The sequence below is a fragment of the Microbacterium sp. LWH3-1.2 genome (assembly GCF_040675855.1).
In the GTDB taxonomy this organism is placed as follows: Bacteria; Actinomycetota; Actinomycetes; order Actinomycetales; family Microbacteriaceae; genus Microbacterium.
Genome location: NZ_JBEGIK010000001.1, coordinates 3,866,838 through 3,884,844, shown reverse-complemented (window position 1 = coordinate 3,884,844; position 18,007 = coordinate 3,866,838). Strand labels below are relative to the sequence as shown.

Annotated in this window: 17 protein-coding genes and 3 tRNA genes; 15 read left to right on the top strand and 5 right to left on the bottom strand. The window is 68.7% G+C overall.

Annotation, left to right across the window (positions count from 1 at the left end; all coding sequences use genetic code 11):
* The first annotated feature begins 30 nt into the window (after positions 1-30).
* Positions 31-627 carry a helix-turn-helix domain-containing protein gene (locus MRBLWH3_RS18185; RefSeq protein WP_363435069.1) on the top strand — a complete coding sequence of 199 codons (597 nt, stop codon included), beginning with the start codon at positions 31-33 and terminating at the stop codon, positions 625-627.
* Positions 602-1,735, top strand: coding sequence for a tyrosine-type recombinase/integrase (locus MRBLWH3_RS18180; protein WP_363435066.1), 1,134 nt, complete (start codon positions 602-604; stop codon positions 1,733-1,735). Before MRBLWH3_RS18185 ends, MRBLWH3_RS18180 begins: the two co-directional genes overlap by 26 nt.
* On the opposite strand, the gene MRBLWH3_RS18175 is transcribed toward MRBLWH3_RS18180, so the two are convergent.
* A complete protein-coding gene (locus MRBLWH3_RS18175; RefSeq protein WP_159842269.1) occupies positions 1,726-2,214 on the bottom strand; it encodes a YajQ family cyclic di-GMP-binding protein in 489 nt (162 codons plus the stop codon). The genes MRBLWH3_RS18180 and MRBLWH3_RS18175 overlap by 10 nt on opposite strands.
* Positions 2,215-2,477: 263 nt before the next feature.
* Here MRBLWH3_RS18175 and MRBLWH3_RS18170 point away from each other — a divergent pair, with 263 nt between their 5' ends.
* The 7 genes from MRBLWH3_RS18170 to MRBLWH3_RS18140 all read left to right on the top strand — a co-directional run bounded on the left by MRBLWH3_RS18170 (position 2,478) and on the right by MRBLWH3_RS18140 (position 9,568).
* Positions 2,478-3,707 carry a sugar ABC transporter substrate-binding protein gene (locus MRBLWH3_RS18170; protein ID WP_363435062.1) on the top strand — a complete coding sequence of 410 codons (1,230 nt, stop codon included), beginning with the start codon at positions 2,478-2,480 and terminating at the stop codon, positions 3,705-3,707.
* An 82-nt stretch (positions 3,708-3,789) separates the two neighbouring features.
* Positions 3,790-5,409, top strand: coding sequence for an ABC transporter permease subunit (locus MRBLWH3_RS18165; protein ID WP_363435059.1), 1,620 nt, complete (start codon positions 3,790-3,792; stop codon positions 5,407-5,409).
* 115 nt (positions 5,410-5,524) lie between these two features.
* On the top strand, positions 5,525-6,421 hold the full coding sequence (locus MRBLWH3_RS18160; protein ID WP_363435628.1) for a sugar ABC transporter permease: 897 nt from the start codon (positions 5,525-5,527) through the stop codon (positions 6,419-6,421).
* A gap of 106 nt (positions 6,422-6,527) precedes the next feature.
* Positions 6,528-7,028: an FBP domain-containing protein gene (locus MRBLWH3_RS18155; protein ID WP_363435056.1), complete on the top strand. Its 501-nt coding sequence runs from the start codon at positions 6,528-6,530 to the stop codon at positions 7,026-7,028.
* Positions 7,025-7,936, top strand: a complete 912-nt coding sequence (locus MRBLWH3_RS18150) for a PfkB family carbohydrate kinase (protein ID WP_363435053.1) — start codon at positions 7,025-7,027, stop codon at positions 7,934-7,936. The genes MRBLWH3_RS18155 and MRBLWH3_RS18150 overlap by 4 nt, the downstream gene beginning before the upstream one ends.
* 89 nt (positions 7,937-8,025) lie before the next feature.
* Positions 8,026-8,110 (top strand) — tRNA-Tyr (locus MRBLWH3_RS18145).
* Positions 8,111-8,167: 57 nt separating this feature from the next.
* Entirely contained in the window at positions 8,168-9,568 is a 1,401-nt protein-coding gene (locus MRBLWH3_RS18140) for a hypothetical protein (protein ID WP_363435051.1), read from the top strand.
* 11 nt (positions 9,569-9,579) lie between these two features.
* On the opposite strand, the gene MRBLWH3_RS18135 is transcribed toward MRBLWH3_RS18140, so the two are convergent.
* A complete protein-coding gene (locus MRBLWH3_RS18135; RefSeq protein WP_363435048.1) occupies positions 9,580-11,172 on the bottom strand; it encodes a phytoene desaturase family protein in 1,593 nt (530 codons plus the stop codon).
* A 100-nt stretch (positions 11,173-11,272) separates the two neighbouring features.
* Between MRBLWH3_RS18135 and MRBLWH3_RS18130 the strand changes: the two genes are divergently transcribed.
* The 5 genes from MRBLWH3_RS18130 to MRBLWH3_RS18110 all read left to right on the top strand — a co-directional run bounded on the left by MRBLWH3_RS18130 (position 11,273) and on the right by MRBLWH3_RS18110 (position 15,103).
* A complete protein-coding gene (locus tag MRBLWH3_RS18130; protein WP_363435046.1) occupies positions 11,273-12,079 on the top strand; it encodes an inositol monophosphatase family protein in 807 nt (268 codons plus the stop codon).
* 351 nt (positions 12,080-12,430) lie between these two features.
* Entirely contained in the window at positions 12,431-14,212 is a 1,782-nt protein-coding gene (locus MRBLWH3_RS18125; protein WP_363435044.1) for a M23 family metallopeptidase, read from the top strand.
* Positions 14,213-14,274: 62 nt separating this feature from the next.
* Positions 14,275-14,346 (top strand) — tRNA-Thr (locus MRBLWH3_RS18120).
* Positions 14,347-14,380: 34 nt separating this feature from the next.
* A tRNA-Met gene (locus tag MRBLWH3_RS18115) sits at positions 14,381-14,454 on the top strand.
* A 97-nt stretch (positions 14,455-14,551) separates the two neighbouring features.
* Positions 14,552-15,103 (top strand): hypothetical protein, encoded by a 552-nt coding sequence (locus tag MRBLWH3_RS18110; protein ID WP_363435042.1) that lies wholly within the window; start codon positions 14,552-14,554, stop codon positions 15,101-15,103.
* 128 nt (positions 15,104-15,231) lie between these two features.
* On the opposite strand, the gene MRBLWH3_RS18105 is transcribed toward MRBLWH3_RS18110, so the two are convergent.
* Positions 15,232-15,411 carry a hypothetical protein gene (locus MRBLWH3_RS18105; protein WP_363435039.1) on the bottom strand — a complete coding sequence of 60 codons (180 nt, stop codon included), beginning with the start codon at positions 15,409-15,411 and terminating at the stop codon, positions 15,232-15,234.
* Between the two features lie 108 nt (positions 15,412-15,519).
* Here MRBLWH3_RS18105 and MRBLWH3_RS18100 point away from each other — a divergent pair, with 108 nt between their 5' ends.
* Positions 15,520-16,023 carry a hypothetical protein gene (locus MRBLWH3_RS18100; protein ID WP_363435034.1) on the top strand — a complete coding sequence of 168 codons (504 nt, stop codon included), beginning with the start codon at positions 15,520-15,522 and terminating at the stop codon, positions 16,021-16,023.
* A gap of 372 nt (positions 16,024-16,395) precedes the next feature.
* Here the strand turns inward: MRBLWH3_RS18100 and MRBLWH3_RS18095 are convergent, their stop codons facing one another.
* Complete coding sequence (locus tag MRBLWH3_RS18095) at positions 16,396-16,581, bottom strand: hypothetical protein (RefSeq protein WP_363435032.1); 186 nt, start codon at positions 16,579-16,581, stop codon at positions 16,396-16,398.
* A 48-nt stretch (positions 16,582-16,629) separates the two neighbouring features.
* Entirely contained in the window at positions 16,630-17,871 is a 1,242-nt protein-coding gene (locus MRBLWH3_RS18090) for a Fic family protein (protein WP_363435029.1), read from the bottom strand.
* Between the last annotated feature and the right edge of the window lie 136 nt (positions 17,872-18,007).

The window sequence follows — 18,007 nt, the reverse complement described above, 5'->3', positions numbered from 1 at the left end:
TACAATAGCCGTGCGTAGTAGCATCCGACCATGGCGACAGACGAGCAGATCGGCACGAACCTCACCCGCATCAGAAACGGCATGAGCCAGAAGGATCTCGCCGAGGCTATGCGCGCGCGAGGTTTCAAGTGGTCCCAAGCCACTGTGTGGTCGGTCGAGAAGGGTGAGCGACCGTTGCGCCTCACCGAAGCGGAAGGACTCGGCGTTGTGCTGCGGATCAATCCGGATCTGCTGCTCGCAACACCTCAAGAGCTCGACCTCCACGCCGAAGTGGTCGACTTCGCCAACCTGCTCGACGAGATCGCCGAACTCGCCGGAGTGGCATTCGATGCACAACTGAGGCTCGCCCGCGCGATCGACGACCGACCCGAGTCCGAGTGGCCCAAAGATTCGCTCACCATCGTGACCCGAAGTGCCATCGACGCCGCGCTGGACGGGCTCGCCCGCGCCGAGGCGAACCAACGCGGCATCAGCGAAGCGGGTGGATGGTTGAACAGAACCCATGCCGCCTCCAGCGTCCACACCGACGCCTTCCTCGCGCGCGTCCGCGAGGTGATCGAGGAGGCCAAACGCGACCGCGGCGACCGGGCGGAGGAAGACGATGGCATCGATCAAGCAGAGAACTGACGGCGTCTGGCGCGCCCGCTACCGCGATGACGCCGGACGGGAGCACGCCCGTCACTTCACTCTCAAGCGCGATGCGCAACGGTGGCTCGACGAAGTCGCGGCCGCCGTCGTCACCGGGCAGTATGTCGACCCCAAAGCGGGACGAATCACCTGGGACGAATGGGCGACCCGGTGGATGGAGCGACAGTCCTGGGCGGTGGGCACCCACGAGGCGGCGGCCGTCGCGGTGCAGAGCGTCCCGTGGCGCGACGGCCCGATCGCGGGCATCAAGTCGTCGCATGTCCAGGCGTGGGTGGCCGCGGAGTCGAAACGCGGGCTGGCAGCTTCCACCATCAGGACGCGCCTCAACTACGTGCAGATGTCGTTCCGCGCTGCCGTCGCCGACAAGGTCATCGCGTCGAGCCCGGCCGTGGGCGTCAAAGCCCCTCGGGGTCGGAAGGCCGAGGCCGCCATGCGGATCATGTCCGCGGAGGAGGTCAACGCCGCGCTCGAGGCGGCCGCTGACTTCCGCGGCTTCGTCGAGGTCTGCGTCTTCGCCGGCTTGCGGCTCGGCGAGGCTGCCGGGCTGCAGCTGCGGGATGTGAACTTTCTCGGGCGCTCGATCAGCGTCGCCCGCCAGGTGCAGGGCGCGACGAACACCACCGCCCAGATCGTGCCGCCCAAGTACGAATCCGAGCGCACGGTCTACGTCCCCGACGAGCTGATGGCGTCACTGGCCGCTCACGTCCAACGCCAGAACGTCACCGATCACGACGAGCAGCTCTTCGTCACCCCGCTCGGCCGGCTCTGGCACCGCAACAACGCTGCGGAGGAGTGGCGCCGCATCCGGCAAGCCATTGGCCTCTCTGACGAGATCACCCTGCACACGCTTCGCCACACGTTCGCGTCGAACCTGATCGCGCAGGGCTGCGATGTCGTCACCGTGCAGCGCGCGCTCGGACACTCCACGCCGTCCATCACGCTGAACGTCTATAGCCACCTCTGGCCGTCCGCGGAGGACAAAACACGGTCCGCAACCGCGTCGTTCATGACGGAGATCCGCAATTCTGCGGACTCCGTGCGGACTGAAACCAAAAAACCCCAGGTCAGCGGCTCGCGTCAGCGGTAGTTGACGAACTGGAGGTCGACGTCGAGGTCGGCGGCCTTGAGCAGGCGCTGCACCTCCTGCAGGTCGTCGCGGGACTTCGACTGCACGCGCAGCTCGTCGCCCTGGATCTGCGACTTCACCGACTTGGGGCCCTCGTCGCGGATGATCTTCGAGATCTTCTTCGCGTTCTCCGACGAGATGCCGTCCTTGATGGTCGAGACGATGCGGTACTCCTTGCCGCTGGCGAAGGGTTCGCCCGAGTCGAGGCTCTTCAGGGAGATGCCCCGCTTGATGAGCTTGGACTGGAAGACGTCGAGGACGGCGTTCGCGCGGTCCTCGGTGCTCGCCTTGATGAGCACGGACTCGCCGCTCCACTCGATGGAGGCCCCGGTGCCCTTGAAGTCGTAGCGCTGCTCGATCTCTTTGCGGGCCTGGTTGAGGGCGTTCTCCGCCTCCTGGTGGTCGACCTTGCTGACGATGTCGAACGAAGAATCTGCCATGGCGGGCAGTCTATCTGCGGCTGTCGCGCGGCGCGGGAGAACGGGTGCTGCTGCACGCCATTCTCGTCGCCGCCTCCGTGCAAGCGATTCCAAACGGGCCCTGAAAGTCACGGCGAGATATCGATCCGAACCCGGTGTTGCCATATGACGAGTGCTGAGTTACAAATGTAAGCGCTTGCATTTCGCAGCGAGAGTCGAACCCGCACCGTCGCGACCGGCAGTGCGGCCGGACTCACTCAGCACTCCAGAGAGGCACTGCACCGATGAAGGTGAACAAGAAGAGCTGGCTCGCGCTCGGCGGTCTCGCCGTCGCATCGATCGTCCTCGCGGGCTGCGCGGGCAGCGCAAACGACGCCGGTTCGACCGACGAGGGCGACGCCACGTCGACGCTGACCGTCTGGGTCGACTCCGAGCGCGTCGATGCGCTGAAGGGCGCGGCCGACGCGTACAGCGAGAAGACCGGCGTCAAGGTCGACCTGGTGGGCAAGGACACCGGCAAGATCAAGGACGACTTCATCCAGCAGGCTCCGACGGGCAAGGGCCCCGACGTGGTCATGGGCGCCCACGACTGGCTCGGCGAGCTGTCGACCAACGGCGTGGTGGCTCCGATCGAGCTCGGCGACACCGCCGGCGACTACCTCCCGGTCGCGCTGCAGGCGTCGACCTACGAGGGCACGACCTACATGCTCCCGTACGCCGTCGAGAACATCGCGATCCTCCGCAACGCCGACATCATCCCCGAGCCGGCCACGAGCTTCGACGACATGATCGCGAAGGGCCAGGCCGCCGGCCTCACCTCCCCGTTCGTCGTCCAGCAGGGCGTCGAGGGCGACCCGTACCACCTGTACCCGTTCCAGACCGCGTTCGGGGCGCCGGTGTTCGGCACCGACGCCGAGGGCAACTACGACCCGGCCGACCTGCAGATCGGCAACGAGGGCGGCTTCCAGTTCGCCACCTGGCTCGGCGCGCAGGGCGCGGCCGGCAACGTCAACACCGACGTCGACGGCGACATCGCCAAGACGAAGTTCACCGAGGGCGAGGCGGCCTTCTGGCTGACTGGCCCGTGGAACGTCGGCGTCGCGACCGACGCGGGCATCAACGTCGCGATCGACCCGATCCCGAGCCCGACCGACGCCGCCGCTCAGCCGTTCGCGGGCGTCAAGGGTTTCTTCGTGAGCTCCGAGTCCGACAACAAGGTCGCCGCGAACGACTTCCTCGTCAACTACATCGGAACCGAGGACGTCCAGCTCGAGCTCTTCAAGGCCGGCAACGTGCTGCCCGCCCTCACCGCCGCTGCCGACACGGCGGCCGCCGACCCGATCATCGCCGGATTCCAGACCGTCGGTGCCGACGCCGTCCCGATGCCCGCCATCCCGGCGATGGGTGCCGTGTGGCAGTACTGGGGAATCGCCGAGGCCGCGATCATCAACGGCGCCGACCCGACGGCGACGTGGCAGAAGCTCACCGACGACGTGAGCGCCGCCATCAAGTAACACCCTGCGGTCTCACGACCGCGACAGGCGACCGGGACGGATGCCGAGGCATCCGTCCCGGTCCCGATGATGAGGATGATCGATGACCGATACTCTCTCGACCGCGACTGACGAGAAGGCCCCGCCGCAGACGCCGAGGCAGCGCAGCGCCGCCCGCATGGCCGACGCCGCCGGAGGCCGTCTCCGCTGGCTGGTCCTCAAGATCGTGATGCTGGCGATCGTGGACGCCGTCGCGCTCTATGCCGTCTTCGTCCTCTTCCTGCACAACGAGTGGCTCGTCCTCACGCTGGTGACGGCCGTGACGATCCTCGTCAACTGGATCTACTTCTCCCGCAAGCAGATCCCGGCGAAGTATCTGACCCCGGGCATCATCCTGCTGGTCGTGTTCCAGATCTTCACCCTGAGCTACACCGCCTACATCGGCCTCACCAACTACGGCACCGGCCACAACGGCTCCAAGGACCAGGCGATCGCGTCCCTCATGCGGTCATCCCTCGTCCGTGTCGAGGACTCGCCGACGTTCGACGTGACCGTCGTCGAGCGCGTCGGCGAACTCGGCCTCCTGGTGACCGACCCCACCGACGGCGAAGCGTCGCTCGGCACGAACCTGAAGCCGCTCGAACCGGTCGACGCCACCATGGAGGGCGGCAAGGCCGTCGCCGTCGACGGCTGGACCACGCTCACCTTCGCGGACGTGCTCGCGCGCAGCAACGAGGTGGAAGAGCTCGCGGTGCCGTACACCGACGACCCCAATGACGGGGCGATCCGCACCCAGGACGGCCAGAAGGGGTACCTCTACACCTCCACCCTCGTATACGACGCATCCGCCGACACGATGACCGACACCACGACCGGGACGGTCTATACAGACGATGGCGAGGGCGCCTTCACGTCCGAGTCCGGCGAACAGCTGCTGCCCGGATGGCAGGTCTTCGTCGGCTTCGACAACTTCGTGCGCGCCCTGACCGACACGACGATCCGCGGCCCGCTGCTGGCGGTGACGGCATGGACCTTCGTCTTCGCGATCGTCTCGGTGGCCACGACCTTCTTCCTCGGTCTGCTGCTGGCGATGCTCTTCCAGAACACGCGGATGCGGTTCAAGAACGGGTACCGGATCATGCTGATCCTGCCCTATGCGTTCCCGGCGTTCCTGTCGGCCCTCATCTGGGCGGGCATGATGAACAAGAGCTTCGGGTTCATCAACCAGGTCCTTCTGGGCGGAGCCGAGATCGGCTGGCTGACCGACCCGTGGATCGCGAAGTTCTCGGTCCTGCTGGTCAACCTCTGGCTCGGCTTCCCGTACATGTTCCTCGTGTGCATGGGAGCGCTGCAGGGCATCCCCGAAGAGGTCAATGAAGCCGGCGTGATGGACGGTGCGAGCCCGTGGCAGATCTTCCGCCGCATCAAGCTGCCGCTCCTGCTCGTCACGGTGACGCCGCTCTTGATCGCGTCGTTCGCCTTCAACTTCAACAACTTCAACCTGATCTACATGCTCACCGGAGGCGGTCCGCGATTCGAGGACACGGCGATACCGGCGGGACACACCGACCTGCTCATCTCGATGGTGTACAAGGTCGCCTTCACCGGGCAGAACCGCGACTACGGTCTCGCCTCGGCGTTCACGATCCTGATCTTCATCGTGGTCGCCGTCATCGCGGTGATCAGTTTCCGTAAGACCAAGGCCCTCGAGGAGCTGAACTGACATGTCGGAATCTCAGGACCGTCTCGCCCATCCCGACAAGACCGTCACGCAGAACGCGACCCTCGCCGTCGCCGGCGGCAGCGCCGCCGAGCAGTTCGAGACCGCGGCCCCGGGCATGGCGCCCTCGCCACGTGCCGAACGGCCGGTGCGCCGTCGCCCGTTCGGCAAGTGGTTCGCCGACACCGGCTGGCGGCACCTCGTCGCGATCGTGGTGTCGGCATTCGCGATCTTTCCGCTGCTCTACGTGCTGTCGGCGTCGCTGAACCCGAGCGGCACCCTCACCGGCACCAATCAGCTGTTCTCGGCGGTCGGCATCGACAGCTACGTGCGCATCCTCACCGACCCGCAGATCCCGTACCCGCAGTGGTTCCTCAACACCATGATCGTGGCGCTGATCACCGGATTCACGATGGTGTTCATCGGGGCACTGGCCGCGTACGCCTTCTCGCGCATGCGCTTCACGGGCCGCCGTGTGGGCCTCATCACGATCGTGGTCGTGCAGATGTTCCCGCAGATGCTTGCCGTCGTGGCGATCTTCCTCATGTTCAGCTCCATCAGCGACTGGTTCCCGGCGATCGGACTCAACACGCTGAGCGGTCTGATCCTGATCTACCTCGGCGGCGCGCTGGGCGTGAACACCTACCTCATGTACGGCTTCTTCAACACGATCCCGAAGGAGCTCGACGAGGCGGCGAAGATCGACGGGGCCGGCCACGCGCGCATCTTCTTCACGATCATCCTGCGCCTGGTCGCACCCATCCTCGCCGTCGTCGGACTGCTGTCGTTCATCGGCATCGTGAACGAGTACATGATCGCGAGCGTGCTGCTCATCGATCCCGACAAGCAGACGCTCGTCGTCGGTCTGACCAAGCTCGTGTCGAACCCGCGCTACGCGGACTGGTCGGGCTTCGCCGCGGGGGCGGTGATGGCCGCGATTCCGGTCGTCATCGTCTTCCTGCTGCTGCAGAGGTACATCGTCGGCGGCCTCACCGCCGGAGCCACGAAGGGCTGATCGCGCAGAGCGCGTCGCAGGACGGATGCTGCCGCTCCGCGCGCCGCGAAGACGCGGGGTGGCGGCATCCGTCGTCCTTCGTAGACTGGGCGGGCGAGGAGGTGCCATGCGCCCACTGACCGAAGATGAGTTGCGTTCCGCATTCGTGAACGCCTCCGCCGACGAGCTGCGTCTCGTCACCCTGCCTCACGACTTCGTGCTCACAGACTGGGACCATCTCGACTTCCTGGCGTGGCGCGACCCGCGCACGCGGGGCCGGGGCTACCTGGTCGCCGAGATCGACGGAGAACCCGCCGGTGTCGTGCTGCGCGGCGCGGAGGGCTCGTCCCACGCCCGCGCGGCGCTCTGCAACCTGTGCCACACGATGCAGCCGGCCGACCAGGTCACCATGTACACGGCACGCAAGGCCGGTGAGGCCGGCGTGCACGGCGACAGCGTCGGCACGTACATCTGCGCCGATCTGTCGTGCCACGAGAACGTGCGCCTGGCGCCACCGCTCGCGCCGAACGAGGTGCGCGCGAGCGTCGACATGAAGATCGACGGCACGCGCCGGCGCACCGAGGCCTTCGTCGGCCGCGTGCTCGAGACCGCAGGAGTGAGGCGATGACCGTCATCGTGGTGGGCGACGCGCTCATCGACGAGCTGCGCGACGACCACGGCGTGCGGGAGTTCGTCGGCGGGGCTGCGCTCAACGTCGCGGTCGGGCTCGCGCGGCTCGGCGTGCCGGCCACCCTCGTCGCGATGCTGGGTGACGATGAGCCCGCATCGCGCGTGCGGCGCTACCTCGCCGACTTCGGCGTGGGCCTGCTCGCGACCCCGTCGCTGCTGGGCACTGCGCGCGCCGTGAGCACCCGCTCCGGTGCGGGGGAGCCCGTGTACGAGTTCAACGAGGCGTCGCAGCGACGCCGGATCCGCTTCGGCGAGGCCGAGCGCCAGGCCTTCGCGGGCGCCGACCTCGTGGTCGTGAGCTGCTTCGCCTTCGACGACCCCGAGCAGGCGGCCGAGCTGGCCGAAGCGGTCGCCGGGGCCGACGCGTCCGTCGCGGTCGACCCCAACCCGCGCGCGGGCATGCTGCACGACAAGGACGAGTTCGTGCGGGGCTTCGAGGCTCTTGCGGCCGGTGCCGCGCTCGTGAAGGTCGGCGAAGACGACGCCGCGCTGCTGCACGACGAGAGGCTCGACGCAATGCGCGCCCGCCTCATCGACCTCGGTGCCCGCGCCGTGCTGGCGACCGAGGGTGCCGCCGGCGCCACGATCGAGGCCGGCGACATCGTGGTGACACGGCCGATCTCGAACCTTCCGGGCCGCATCGTCGACACGATGGGCGCCGGCGACGCCGCCTTCGCCGCCACGATCGCCGCGCTCGTCGCGGGGACGCCCGACAGCGCGGAGGAGTGGGACGCCGTGCTGGTCTCGGCGATGGACGCAGCCGCCGCGACGTGCCGGTTCGAGGGGGCGCTGCTGCGCACGCCGAGCGCGCTCGAGACCCTGGATCTCGACCGCATGGGCACGTGAGCGCTCTCGATTTCTGACCTCGAGGATCTACGCGTAAGATGGTGGATCGCGCCTCCGGTCGTCTGGAAAAGTCGGACGGGTGCGCACCTGGCGAGTTACCCAAGCGGCCAAAGGGATCTGACTGTAAATCAGCCGTCTTAGACTTCGGGGGTTCGAATCCCTCACTCGCCACCATCCGAAAGCGTCCCGCATCGCGGGGCGCTTCGTGGTTTGCGGCGCCGGCCTGAGGCGATGATCTGGACGGCCACGGGCGCCCTCACCCCGGAGGCCGCGACGCGGCATCCCGAGCTCGTCAGCCCTGTCGTCGCCGGCGGCCTCGCGCAGCGATCCCGCCGTGGCGGCGACCGTGCCGTCGCCGCGATCGACGCGTCGCTCGCCGACACGGCAGCGTTCCGCGAGCGGTACGGCGTCGCGCCCGAGATCGTCATCGGCGGGGGAGTGCGCGGCATCGAGCTCTTCGTTCCGTGCAGCGCCCTGCTCGCCCTCACGGGTGCCGAGCTCGTCGAGGATCTCGGACGCACCGTGGCCGAGGCATCCGTTCCCATCCAGTCGGCGACCCCGGCCGCGATCACCTCCCACGCGGCCCGGGTCGGCGTGTCAGGATGGGCGGTGCAGGCACCCCGCCCGCGTCACGAGAGGAACGCCATGACTGCGCCCGACCCCTATGCGACGCCCGCTCCGAGAGGGGAAGCCGGACGGACGGATGCCTCGCCCTCGCCGTTGCTGCGCGCCGCCATCTGGGTCGCGATCGGCGCCCTCATCGCCGCGGCGCTGGTCTGCGTCGTCTGGGTGCTGATCGGATCGCAGAACGGCCTCATCGGCCGGGCGTTCCTGACGATCCTGCTGCTCGCCGCGTTCGCCGGCGTCGCCATCCTCGACGCGCACCTGGCGCCCCGTCGGCCGAGCTGGTTCGCCCTGGCGAGCATGGCGTCGTGGATCGTCGCCCTCCTCATCGGCGCCATCATGATCTGGATGCCCGACCGCTTTCCGTGGCTGGGGGTCTCGCGGGTCATCCAGTTCCTGCTGATCGTGCTGATCCTGCAGCTCGTGCTGCTGCACGTGCGCCTGTACATCAAGGCTTTCCAGCGCCACGACACCCCTTTCACCCGCACGGTTGTCGTCCTCACGATCGCGCTGGTCGTAGGACTCGCGGCGCTGCTGATCATCCCGCTGGCGTTCTGGGAGTGGCTGTACTTCGCCGACATCTACTGGCGCATCGTCGTCGCGGTCGCGATCCTCGCCGCCGTGGGCACGGCGCTCGTTCCCCTCGTCAACGTGCTGTTCGCGCCGAAGCGGCCCCGTTCGTACGCCGTGCATCACACGGCCACCTCGCCGACGACGCCGGCCGCCATCGCGCCGGCCGCGCAGGACCTCCTGCCGTGGCCGACGTACGTCGACGCGGTCACGCCGCTCCCGATGCTCCCGGACGGCTCGCCGGACTGGAACGCGTACTACACGGGGTACCCGTCGCCGGGCGCGCACGTGTTCACGCGGATCGAGCCGGCGCCGGCGGAGCTCGCCGCGCCGACTCCCGAGCCTGCGGCCTCCGAGTCGGCGGCTCCCGAGCCGTCGAGGACGCCGTCCGGGTACGAGGGCTACCCGCCGCCTCCGCCGCTGCCGCCGCGTCCCTGAGCGCGGGACGGTCAGCGGGCGAGCAGCTCGAGCGCGGCCATGGCGGCGTTGTGGCCGCCGAGGCCGCTGACCGCGCCGCCGCGGCGCGCGCCCGAGCCGCACAGCAGCACGTCCGGATGCTCCGTCGCGACGCCCCACCGTCGAGCGGGCGTGTCGAGAGGCTCGTCATCGCCCGCCCACGGCCACGAGAGCGGCCCGTGGAAGATGTCGCCGCCGACCATACCGAGCGACAGCTCGAGGTCGGCGGTGGTCCGCGCCTCGACGCACGGCGTGCCGTCAGGGGCCTCGTAGATGCAGTCGGCGAGGGGCTCGCCCAGCACCGCGTCGAGTGAGCGCTGGGCCGCTTCCAGGAGCGCGGCGCGCGCAGCATCCGTGTCCCGTCCGTCGAGGAGGCGGTGCGGCACCTGCAGGCCGAAGAGCGTGAGGGTCTGCGCGCCCGATGCGCGGAGCCCTGGGCCGAGGATCGTCGGGTCGGTGAGGGAGTGGCAGTAGATCTCGGCCGGGAGGGGATCGGGGATGCCGCCGCTCGCGGCCGCCCGGTACGCGTCGTCGAGCTGGGTCATGGTCTCGTTGACGTGGAACGTGCCGGCGAACGCGGCCTCGGTGGCGACGCGGTCGTCGCGCAGGCGGGGGAGGCGCTTCAGCAGCATGTTCACCTTCAGCTGCGCGCCCTCGGGCGCCGGGGCGCTGCCGAGCGAGGCGCCGGCGCCGCTCGCTGCGAGCAGCCGCGCGAGCACGGCGGGGCCGACACCGCTCAGCGCCAGTCGCGCATGGATGGAACCACCATCGGCGAGCGTGATCTCGCCGCCTGGTGCCACGGCGGTCACCTCGGTGTTCGTACGCAGCTCGGCGCCCGCCTGGCGCGCGGCGCGCGACAGCTCCGCCGTCACGCCGCCCATGCCGCCGACGGGCACGTCCCAGTGCCCGGTTCCGCCGCCGATCACGTGGTAGAGGAAGCATCGGTTCTGGCGCAGGCTCTCGTCGTCGGCCGAGGCGAAGGTGCCGATGAGCCCGTCGGTGAGGGCGATGCCGCGGGTGATGTCCGTGTCGAACGATGACCGCAGCATGTCACCCAGCGGACGCTCGAAGAGGTCGGACCAGAGCCGGGCATCTCCGAGCTCCGTCAGCACCTCGTGTTCGCGAGCAAGCGGCCGCATCATCGAGGGGAAGAGGAGGCGCGCGACCGGTTCGATCCGGTGGGAGAAGTCGGCGAACCGCCGTGCTTCTGCGGGGCCCCCGGTGACTCGGCTGAACGAGTCGGCGGTGGCCGCAGCGTCCGCCGTATCGATCAGGATCCCGCGCGACGGGCTCGCCGGATCCGGGGTGTAGGACGAGTAGCGGCGGCGGAGGAGACGGATCTCGAGGCGGAGGTCGTCGATGATGCCCTGCGGCAGCAGGCTGACGAGGTACGAGTACCGCGAGATCCGCGCGTCGACGCCGGCCCACGGCCGCTCCGACACCGCGGCGCCGCCGACGTGGTCCAGCCGTTCGAGGACGACGACCGAGCATCCGGCCCGTGCCAGGTACGCGGCGGCGACGAGGGCGTTGTGACCGCCGCCGACGATGGCGACGTCATAGCCGGAGGGGCGGGCGGCAGCGACCATGCGCACCACGCTACCCAGCCCTCGTCCTCTCGCCGCGATGTCGAATGTGGTTCGCCCGCCCGGTGGCGGGGCGTCGCCGCCGGTTCGTTACCGTGGAGGCATGAGCCTCGAGCACGACCTCGAATCCCTTGCCATCGACATCGCCCGCGAAGCCGGGGAGCTCGCGCGGTCGCTCCGCGAAGCCGGCGTCGCGATCGCGGCGACCAAGACCGCCCTCGCCGACATCGTGACGGAGGCAGATCGAGAGGTCGAGGCACTGATCCGGGCCCGCCTGACGGCGGCCCGGCCCGACGACGGGTTCCTCGGCGAGGAGACCGGCGGAGCTCAGGGTGCGAGCGGCGTGACGTGGGTCGTCGACCCGATCGACGGCACCGTCAACTACGCGTACGGCATCCCGTCGTACGCGGTCAGCATCGCGGCCGTGCAAGGTGAGCCGACCCCCGGCGAGTGGGAGGCGCTGGCGGGCGTCGTCTACACCCCGGTGCTCGGCGAGATCTTCCACGCCGCGCGCAATGAGGGCGCGTGGCTGGGTGTGAACCGGCTCGCCGTCAACCCTGAGGTCGGCGGTGCCGGCGCGCTCCTCGCGACCGGCTTCGGCTACGACCCGGCGACGCGACCCGGCGACATCGAGCTCATCGGCCGCGTGATGCCCGCGGTGCCGGCGCGCGATCTGCGGCGCGGCGGATCGGCGGCGAGCGACCTCGCGTACGTCGCGGCCGGACGCCTCGACGGCTACTTCGAGCGCGGGCTCGCCCCGTGGGATCTCGCGGCGGGGTCCCTCCTCGTGACCGAGGCGGGCGGCCGGTTCGGCCGCGCGGAGCCCGATGGCGGTCCGCGCGCACCCCTCGTCGTGGCCGCCACACCGTCCATCTTCGACCGCCTGGCCGAGGCGGCGGGGCTCGAGTGATGACGCGGTTCTCATCGAATCCTCACGAAACGCGCGTCGTGAAATCCAAGCCGTACATGGCATTCCCAGGACGCCCGGGGTAGGGTTTACCCGATCGTTACCTTCGCCACCCGAACGGCGGAGGGGTCCTTTGCCCGAAGACCGCCTTGTCGCGAACACCCCCCTCGCGGCACGACCTGAGAGCCCGCTTCCGCTTTGCCTTTCGACGCCCCCCAGGCCGGATCTGCGCCAACGCGCCGCTCCAGCCGACCCTCCGCAGCGCCTGCCCAGGCGACGCCGGAGGCTCCCGGGGCAGGCCGTGCGACCGCACGGCGGCAGGCCGCGAGCACCGCTCCCGAGCGTCCCGCGGTCGTGTGGGGTCGTCCGGTCGCTTCGATTCGGGCGGATGCTGCCGCCACCCCCGCGGCGAAGCCCGAGGCGACGACGTACCTGACTTCGGCCCCTGAAGCTCCGGCACCCCCGGCGGCCGCTCCGGCAGCTCCGGCTCAGGCCCCCGCGCCGGCGACGGCGCCCGTCGCGCCGGTGGCCCCCGCCCCGTCGTCGGTCGAGTTCCCGGCCGGGACCGGCCCGGTCGTCGAGGCCGCCGCGCTCCGAGCCCGCGCCCGTTCCTCGGCGACCGCCGTGTCTTCGGCCGCACCCGGTGTCGACCAGGTGAGCCGCCGCTCCCGCCGCACGCAGACAGGTGAGCTGCCCGTCGCGGTCGTGCCGCCGATCGCCCCCGCCGCTCCGGCCCGGCCGGAGCGTCCGGCCGCGGCCTTCGAAGCCGAGCTGCCGACCCGCGTAGAGCCGGCCCCACTGCTCGAGACCGTGCTCGCTTCCGCCGAGCCGTTCGAGCTCCTCGAGCCTGTCGCCAGCGCCGAGTCGCCGGCCTCCGCCACCGCCGTCCCTGCCGCCGCGAGTGCGTCGCCGGCCGAGGGCGCCTCCACATGGATGGCCGACACGTTCGCGAGGCTCCTCGCCGCTGAGGCCGCCGAGACGGTCGCGACGACCGCATCCACCGTCGAGGCCGCCGCGCCCCAGCCGACCGCAGCGCCCGTGGAGTCACCGGCGTCCACCCCGGAGCAGGTCACGCCGCAGACGACGTCCGCGCCCCGGGCCGCAACACCGTCGCAGACCGCCACCACCGCGCAGCCGACGGCGACCGCGGGCTCTACCGCCTCCGGGGCCTCGCGGCCTGTCGAGGCGCGCGCGTCGCGCCCCCGCACGGAGCGGATCGAGCCTCTGACCGGGCCCATCCCCGAGCCCGCAGCATCCGGAATCGACGAGTTCGAAGCCGCATCCCGCCTGTTCGCCTTCACCGGCGAGACCCCCGTCCAGCAGCCCGCGCCCGAAGCGGAGGGTGAGACTGCGCCGCACACAGCGCTCCGCCGCCCGCAGGCCCGTCGTGGCTCCGCCTTCAAGCGCGTCGCCACCGCGTCGTTCTCGGTGGGCGTCTTCGGCATCGTCGGCCTCATGGCCGTCGGCATGACGACTCCGGCGGAAGCGGTCGCCGCCGTCAACGGGACGGATGCCGCGCTCTCGGTGCTCGCAGCAGGCGACGACTCCGCTCCCGTGATCGACGAGGCCGAGATCCAGGCCTACGTGGCGCCGGGGGACGCGCAGAGCGACACCCTCCAGCGCACCGAGAACTACTCGACGACGACGACGGCCCAGCTGGCGTCGGAGGCGGGCATCCGCAACTTCTCGAACCTGTTCCACAACAACCCGAACTCGAACATCCAGTGGCCCTTCGCGGTCGGCGTGACCATGTCGTACGGGTTCGGCATGCGCTCCGGACGCATGCACGAGGGCATCGACTTCACGCCCGGCAACGGCGCACCGGTGCAGGCGATCGCCGACGGCACTGTACGCGTCGCCTCCGAGGCCGGTGGCGCATACGGCGTGCACGTCATCATCGACCACATCGTCGACGGGCAGATGGTCTCGAGCCATTACGCGCACATGCAGTACGGGTCCCTGCAGGTCAGCGCCGGCCAGCGCGTCACCGTGGGCACGGTCATCGGCCGCACCGGCAACACGGGCCGCTCGTACGGCGCCCACACGCACTTCGAGATCCTCAAGAACGGCACCACCGCCATCGACCCGTGGCCGTGGCTCCAGGAGTACACCGACGGGACCCACACGGTGGGTTGACTGGTTCGGAAGGATGCCGCGGCTCTGGTATTCTCTTCTAGTTGCCTGTTGGCGGGCAGCACGCCCCGATAGCTCAGTGGCAGAGCACTTCCATGGTAAGGAAGGGGTCGTCAGTTCAATCCTGACTCGGGGCTCGCGGCATCCATTTCGTGACCGTTGGATGCGTATGGCAGGGTAGCTCAGTTGGTGAGAGCGCACGACTCATAATCGTGAGGTCGCGGGTTCAAGCCCCGCTCCTGCTACAAAACACTAGGGAGTCGGCCTCTTCGGAGACCGGCTCCCATCGGTTACCCATCGCTTTCAGCTCGGTGAGTCGTCACCAAGCGCGGGCTCAGGATCATGAGCACCCAGCGCGGGCAGACCGCCTGCATGCCAGGCGATAGGCTCCGGGTCATGGGGAATGAACCGCTCACCGATACGCCCGCGCCGATTGAGACTGCGACACCGCAGGCGAGTTCGAAGGCTCCGCTGTGGATCGCGCTTGCGGGGCTCGGGGGGCTAGTCGTCGGCGTGCTGGGAACGCTCGGGGTGGGGGCAGTGGTGACAGGTGTGAACCAAGCCGCGGCTGCCACTGCCGCCGAGGCAGCCGTGGATATGCGCCTTGCCGACGCCGTCGACGACTGCGGCAGCACCGGCATGGAACTGGGAGACGAGGACCGCACACTCGTCATCGACGTCAAGGGTGAGGACGACCTCGGTGGTGCGACCTACGAACAGCAGGCGTGCATTCTCGCTGCGCTCGATGTCCCGGCAAGTGTCGATTCGCACATCGGTCAGACGACGTCGATGGACGGCCGGCAGACAGAGTCCTGGGACGGGATCACCATCGAGTGGTCCTATCATCCCGACCGTGGGAGTGACATGGTCATCACACTCGACGACACCGAGTGAAGAGATTCGCTCTGATGTAGTTGAGCATGGCCGCCGCCGCGTGCAGCGCCTTCGACCGCCTGCTACCCGTTGCGAGGTCAGCTACCGCACCCTCGGCGAGGTACCGTCGCGCGTACGCGAGGTGGTCGTCAGCGTCCACGTCGTGCCGCCCTGTTCTGCGCGATCCGTTCGGCGAGTACTTCGACGGATGGGCCGCCCGGATGCCAGGCGCGCTGCGCGGCTTCGAGCGGGGTGAGCTTGGACGTGATCGCGTGCGTCTGAGCCACTACCCGCCCCAGCTCTCGGAGAGCCTGTTCCCTTGTCGTCATCCCAACATCATGTCGCGTGAGAACCGCGTGTACGGACTGAGGCGGTGCCGGCTGAGCCTTACGATGCGTTGTTGAGTCCCTGTTCACCCTGCTCCGTGAGGAACGCGCTTGCTCTACTTCGTGAAGCCGTCCGGCCAGCTCTCCTGGACCGGTGACGTCAACCAGACGCTCCTGGATCTAGCGCGCGCTCACGGCAAGGATCTCGGCCCAGCCGACTGGTGGGAGGCAGCGAGCCGCCCGGCCAACGCGGACGACGTGCGCGTCGCGCTGCGGTATGGGCTGGCCGCGACCGGCGGCATCGTTGTCGATGCCCGCCACGTCGTACCGATGCAACGCCCCGCCGAGCTGCGGGCGCTTGCGGCCGACAACGCGATTCGGACAGCCAAGTACCGCGAGCTTCCGCAAGTCAAGATGGTCGAGGAGTACCTCGAGCATCTGGGCCCGGGGCACAACGAGCGCAGCAGGGAGATTGATCGAGGCGTCGCTGAATCGCTTGAAGCGTCCATCGAGGAAGCCGATGAGGAGGCCGCTGACGAGCTGGCGGCACCCGTGAGTGACGACCTTGTGCAGCACTGGCAACTCGTCGGCGGCATCGTCCCGGACCCACTCTGACGCGGTTCGTACCCGTAGCATGCATGCCATGGCAATGCCTCAACCGGCTCACGCGCCTCAGCTGGCTGTCGCGCACGTCACCACGCCCACCGTGCCAGACCTCCGCCACATCTGGCTTCCGAGTCAACGCAGCCTGTGCGAGCTCGCCGTGCGCCGTGTCGTCGCTTCCGCTGACGAGGCCTCCGCCGGCAACGCGGCGTCACGGGACCTACCCGCGTGCGAGGCGTGCATTGTGGTCACCGAGATGCTGAGCGAGAGCGCCCGGCACCTGACCGCTGTTGGGCGAACCGAGACCTATCCGCCGCGTAGCGAGGCCCTGAGCTTGCTTGGAACGACGACGTGGCCGTGGGTCTCGAAGACCCTAATCCAGTCCTAGCGCGGGCGCCCTCGACGTCGCGGGACTCGTGATGCCAGCCACCCCAGCAACACGAGTCCGAGCATCATCAAGCCGACCTGGTTCCACGGGCCCGGATTGGCGGCGTACGCCTCGATCAGCACGCCAGGTAGCGCCATGATGGCGGCGATGATTGGCCCCACGAGATCGATCTGATTCCCCATGGCCGGAGCGTAGCGACCGCCACGGACACAGCACCATCGGACACAGTCTCACTCGTCGCCAGGCAGTCGCTCCAAGACGGGCGCGAAGGCGCCGAACTCCGGTCGTGGGGTGAACGCATCCATCCGCCAGATGCTGGACTCGTATCGACCCGGGGTGGTCTCTTCGATCAGCTGCAGCTCGATCAGCTTCGACATGTCGCGGCGGAACAACCGGTCTGAGGTGCCGTCGTACATCTCTGAGATTGCGGGCGTCAGGTAGCGGATCTGCTTACGCGTCAGCTGCTTGCCGTCAGGCATCGCCAGCACGACCGAACGGCGACGACGGGCCGTGTCCGTTGATGGCTCGTGCTGGAACGCCTCATGGACGTAGTTGATCCACGCCACCATTCGCTGATGCGCCTGGACGGTCTTGATCTGTTCGCGCAACTGGTCGCGATAGCCGAGTGCGCTGTATGCGATGAATCCGGCGACGTCGCCCTGCCGCGATGCCGCGTCAAGTCGCTCGTAGTACTTCGTGCGGGTGCGGTTGTAGTAGTCGGACAGGAGGTTGGTGCTGACCCATGGCACGAGTCCGCAATGTGCAAGGATCGCGCACTCGATGAGACGCGCCGTTCGTCCGTTGCCGTCACCGAAGGGGTGGATCCACGCGAGGTACAAGTGCGCGAGGGTCGCGGCGAAGAAGACGAGGAAGAACGCCTGATCTGGTGTCCGGTGGCGCTTGGACCCGGCGTCATCGAGGATGCTGTTGATCCACTTGCAGAGTTCCTCCATCAGATAAGGGACGTCCTCGGCGGGCACGCCGCGGTACGGACCGACAACGATTGGAACGTCTCGGTACGCTCCGGGGTTTACGTGGTCGGCGACGTCGAGATCGGTCATCAGCTGCGCGTGCTTGCCGAGGATCCAGTCCGGGGTGAGTCGGAAGGAGCCATCGAGTTCCCACACCTCGTTGCGGACGCTGCGCAGCGCAGCGAGAACGTTGCGAACCTCTTGCTCGAGGTACTGCTGGGACTCCGGCAGCCGATGGTCGTTGTCGAGGATGTCGTTGACTTCGTCTTCGCTCAACGTGTTGCCCTCGATGGCGGCAGACGCCAGCGCGCCGCGCCGCATGTACACGCGGGCGAGATCCCAAGCGACACGGGGCTGCAGGGGCGCGCCGATCAGGTGCTGACACTTGGAGTAGGACTCACCGAGGTGGGCCCAGACGATCTCGCTCAACGCTCGCGTCTCGAACGTGAACGTGATCCACGGGTGGGACGTTTCGAAGGCGCGCGTGGATGTGGTGGGCATGCGCGCGAATCTACTAACTCATACCGTTTTTGTCCAGACCGCTGTCCGATCTTGTGTCCGAGGCGTTATCCACGGTCATTCGTCGGTGGGCGCGGGTGCTACTGGCCGGCGCGAACCGATTCGGTACATCCGTCCG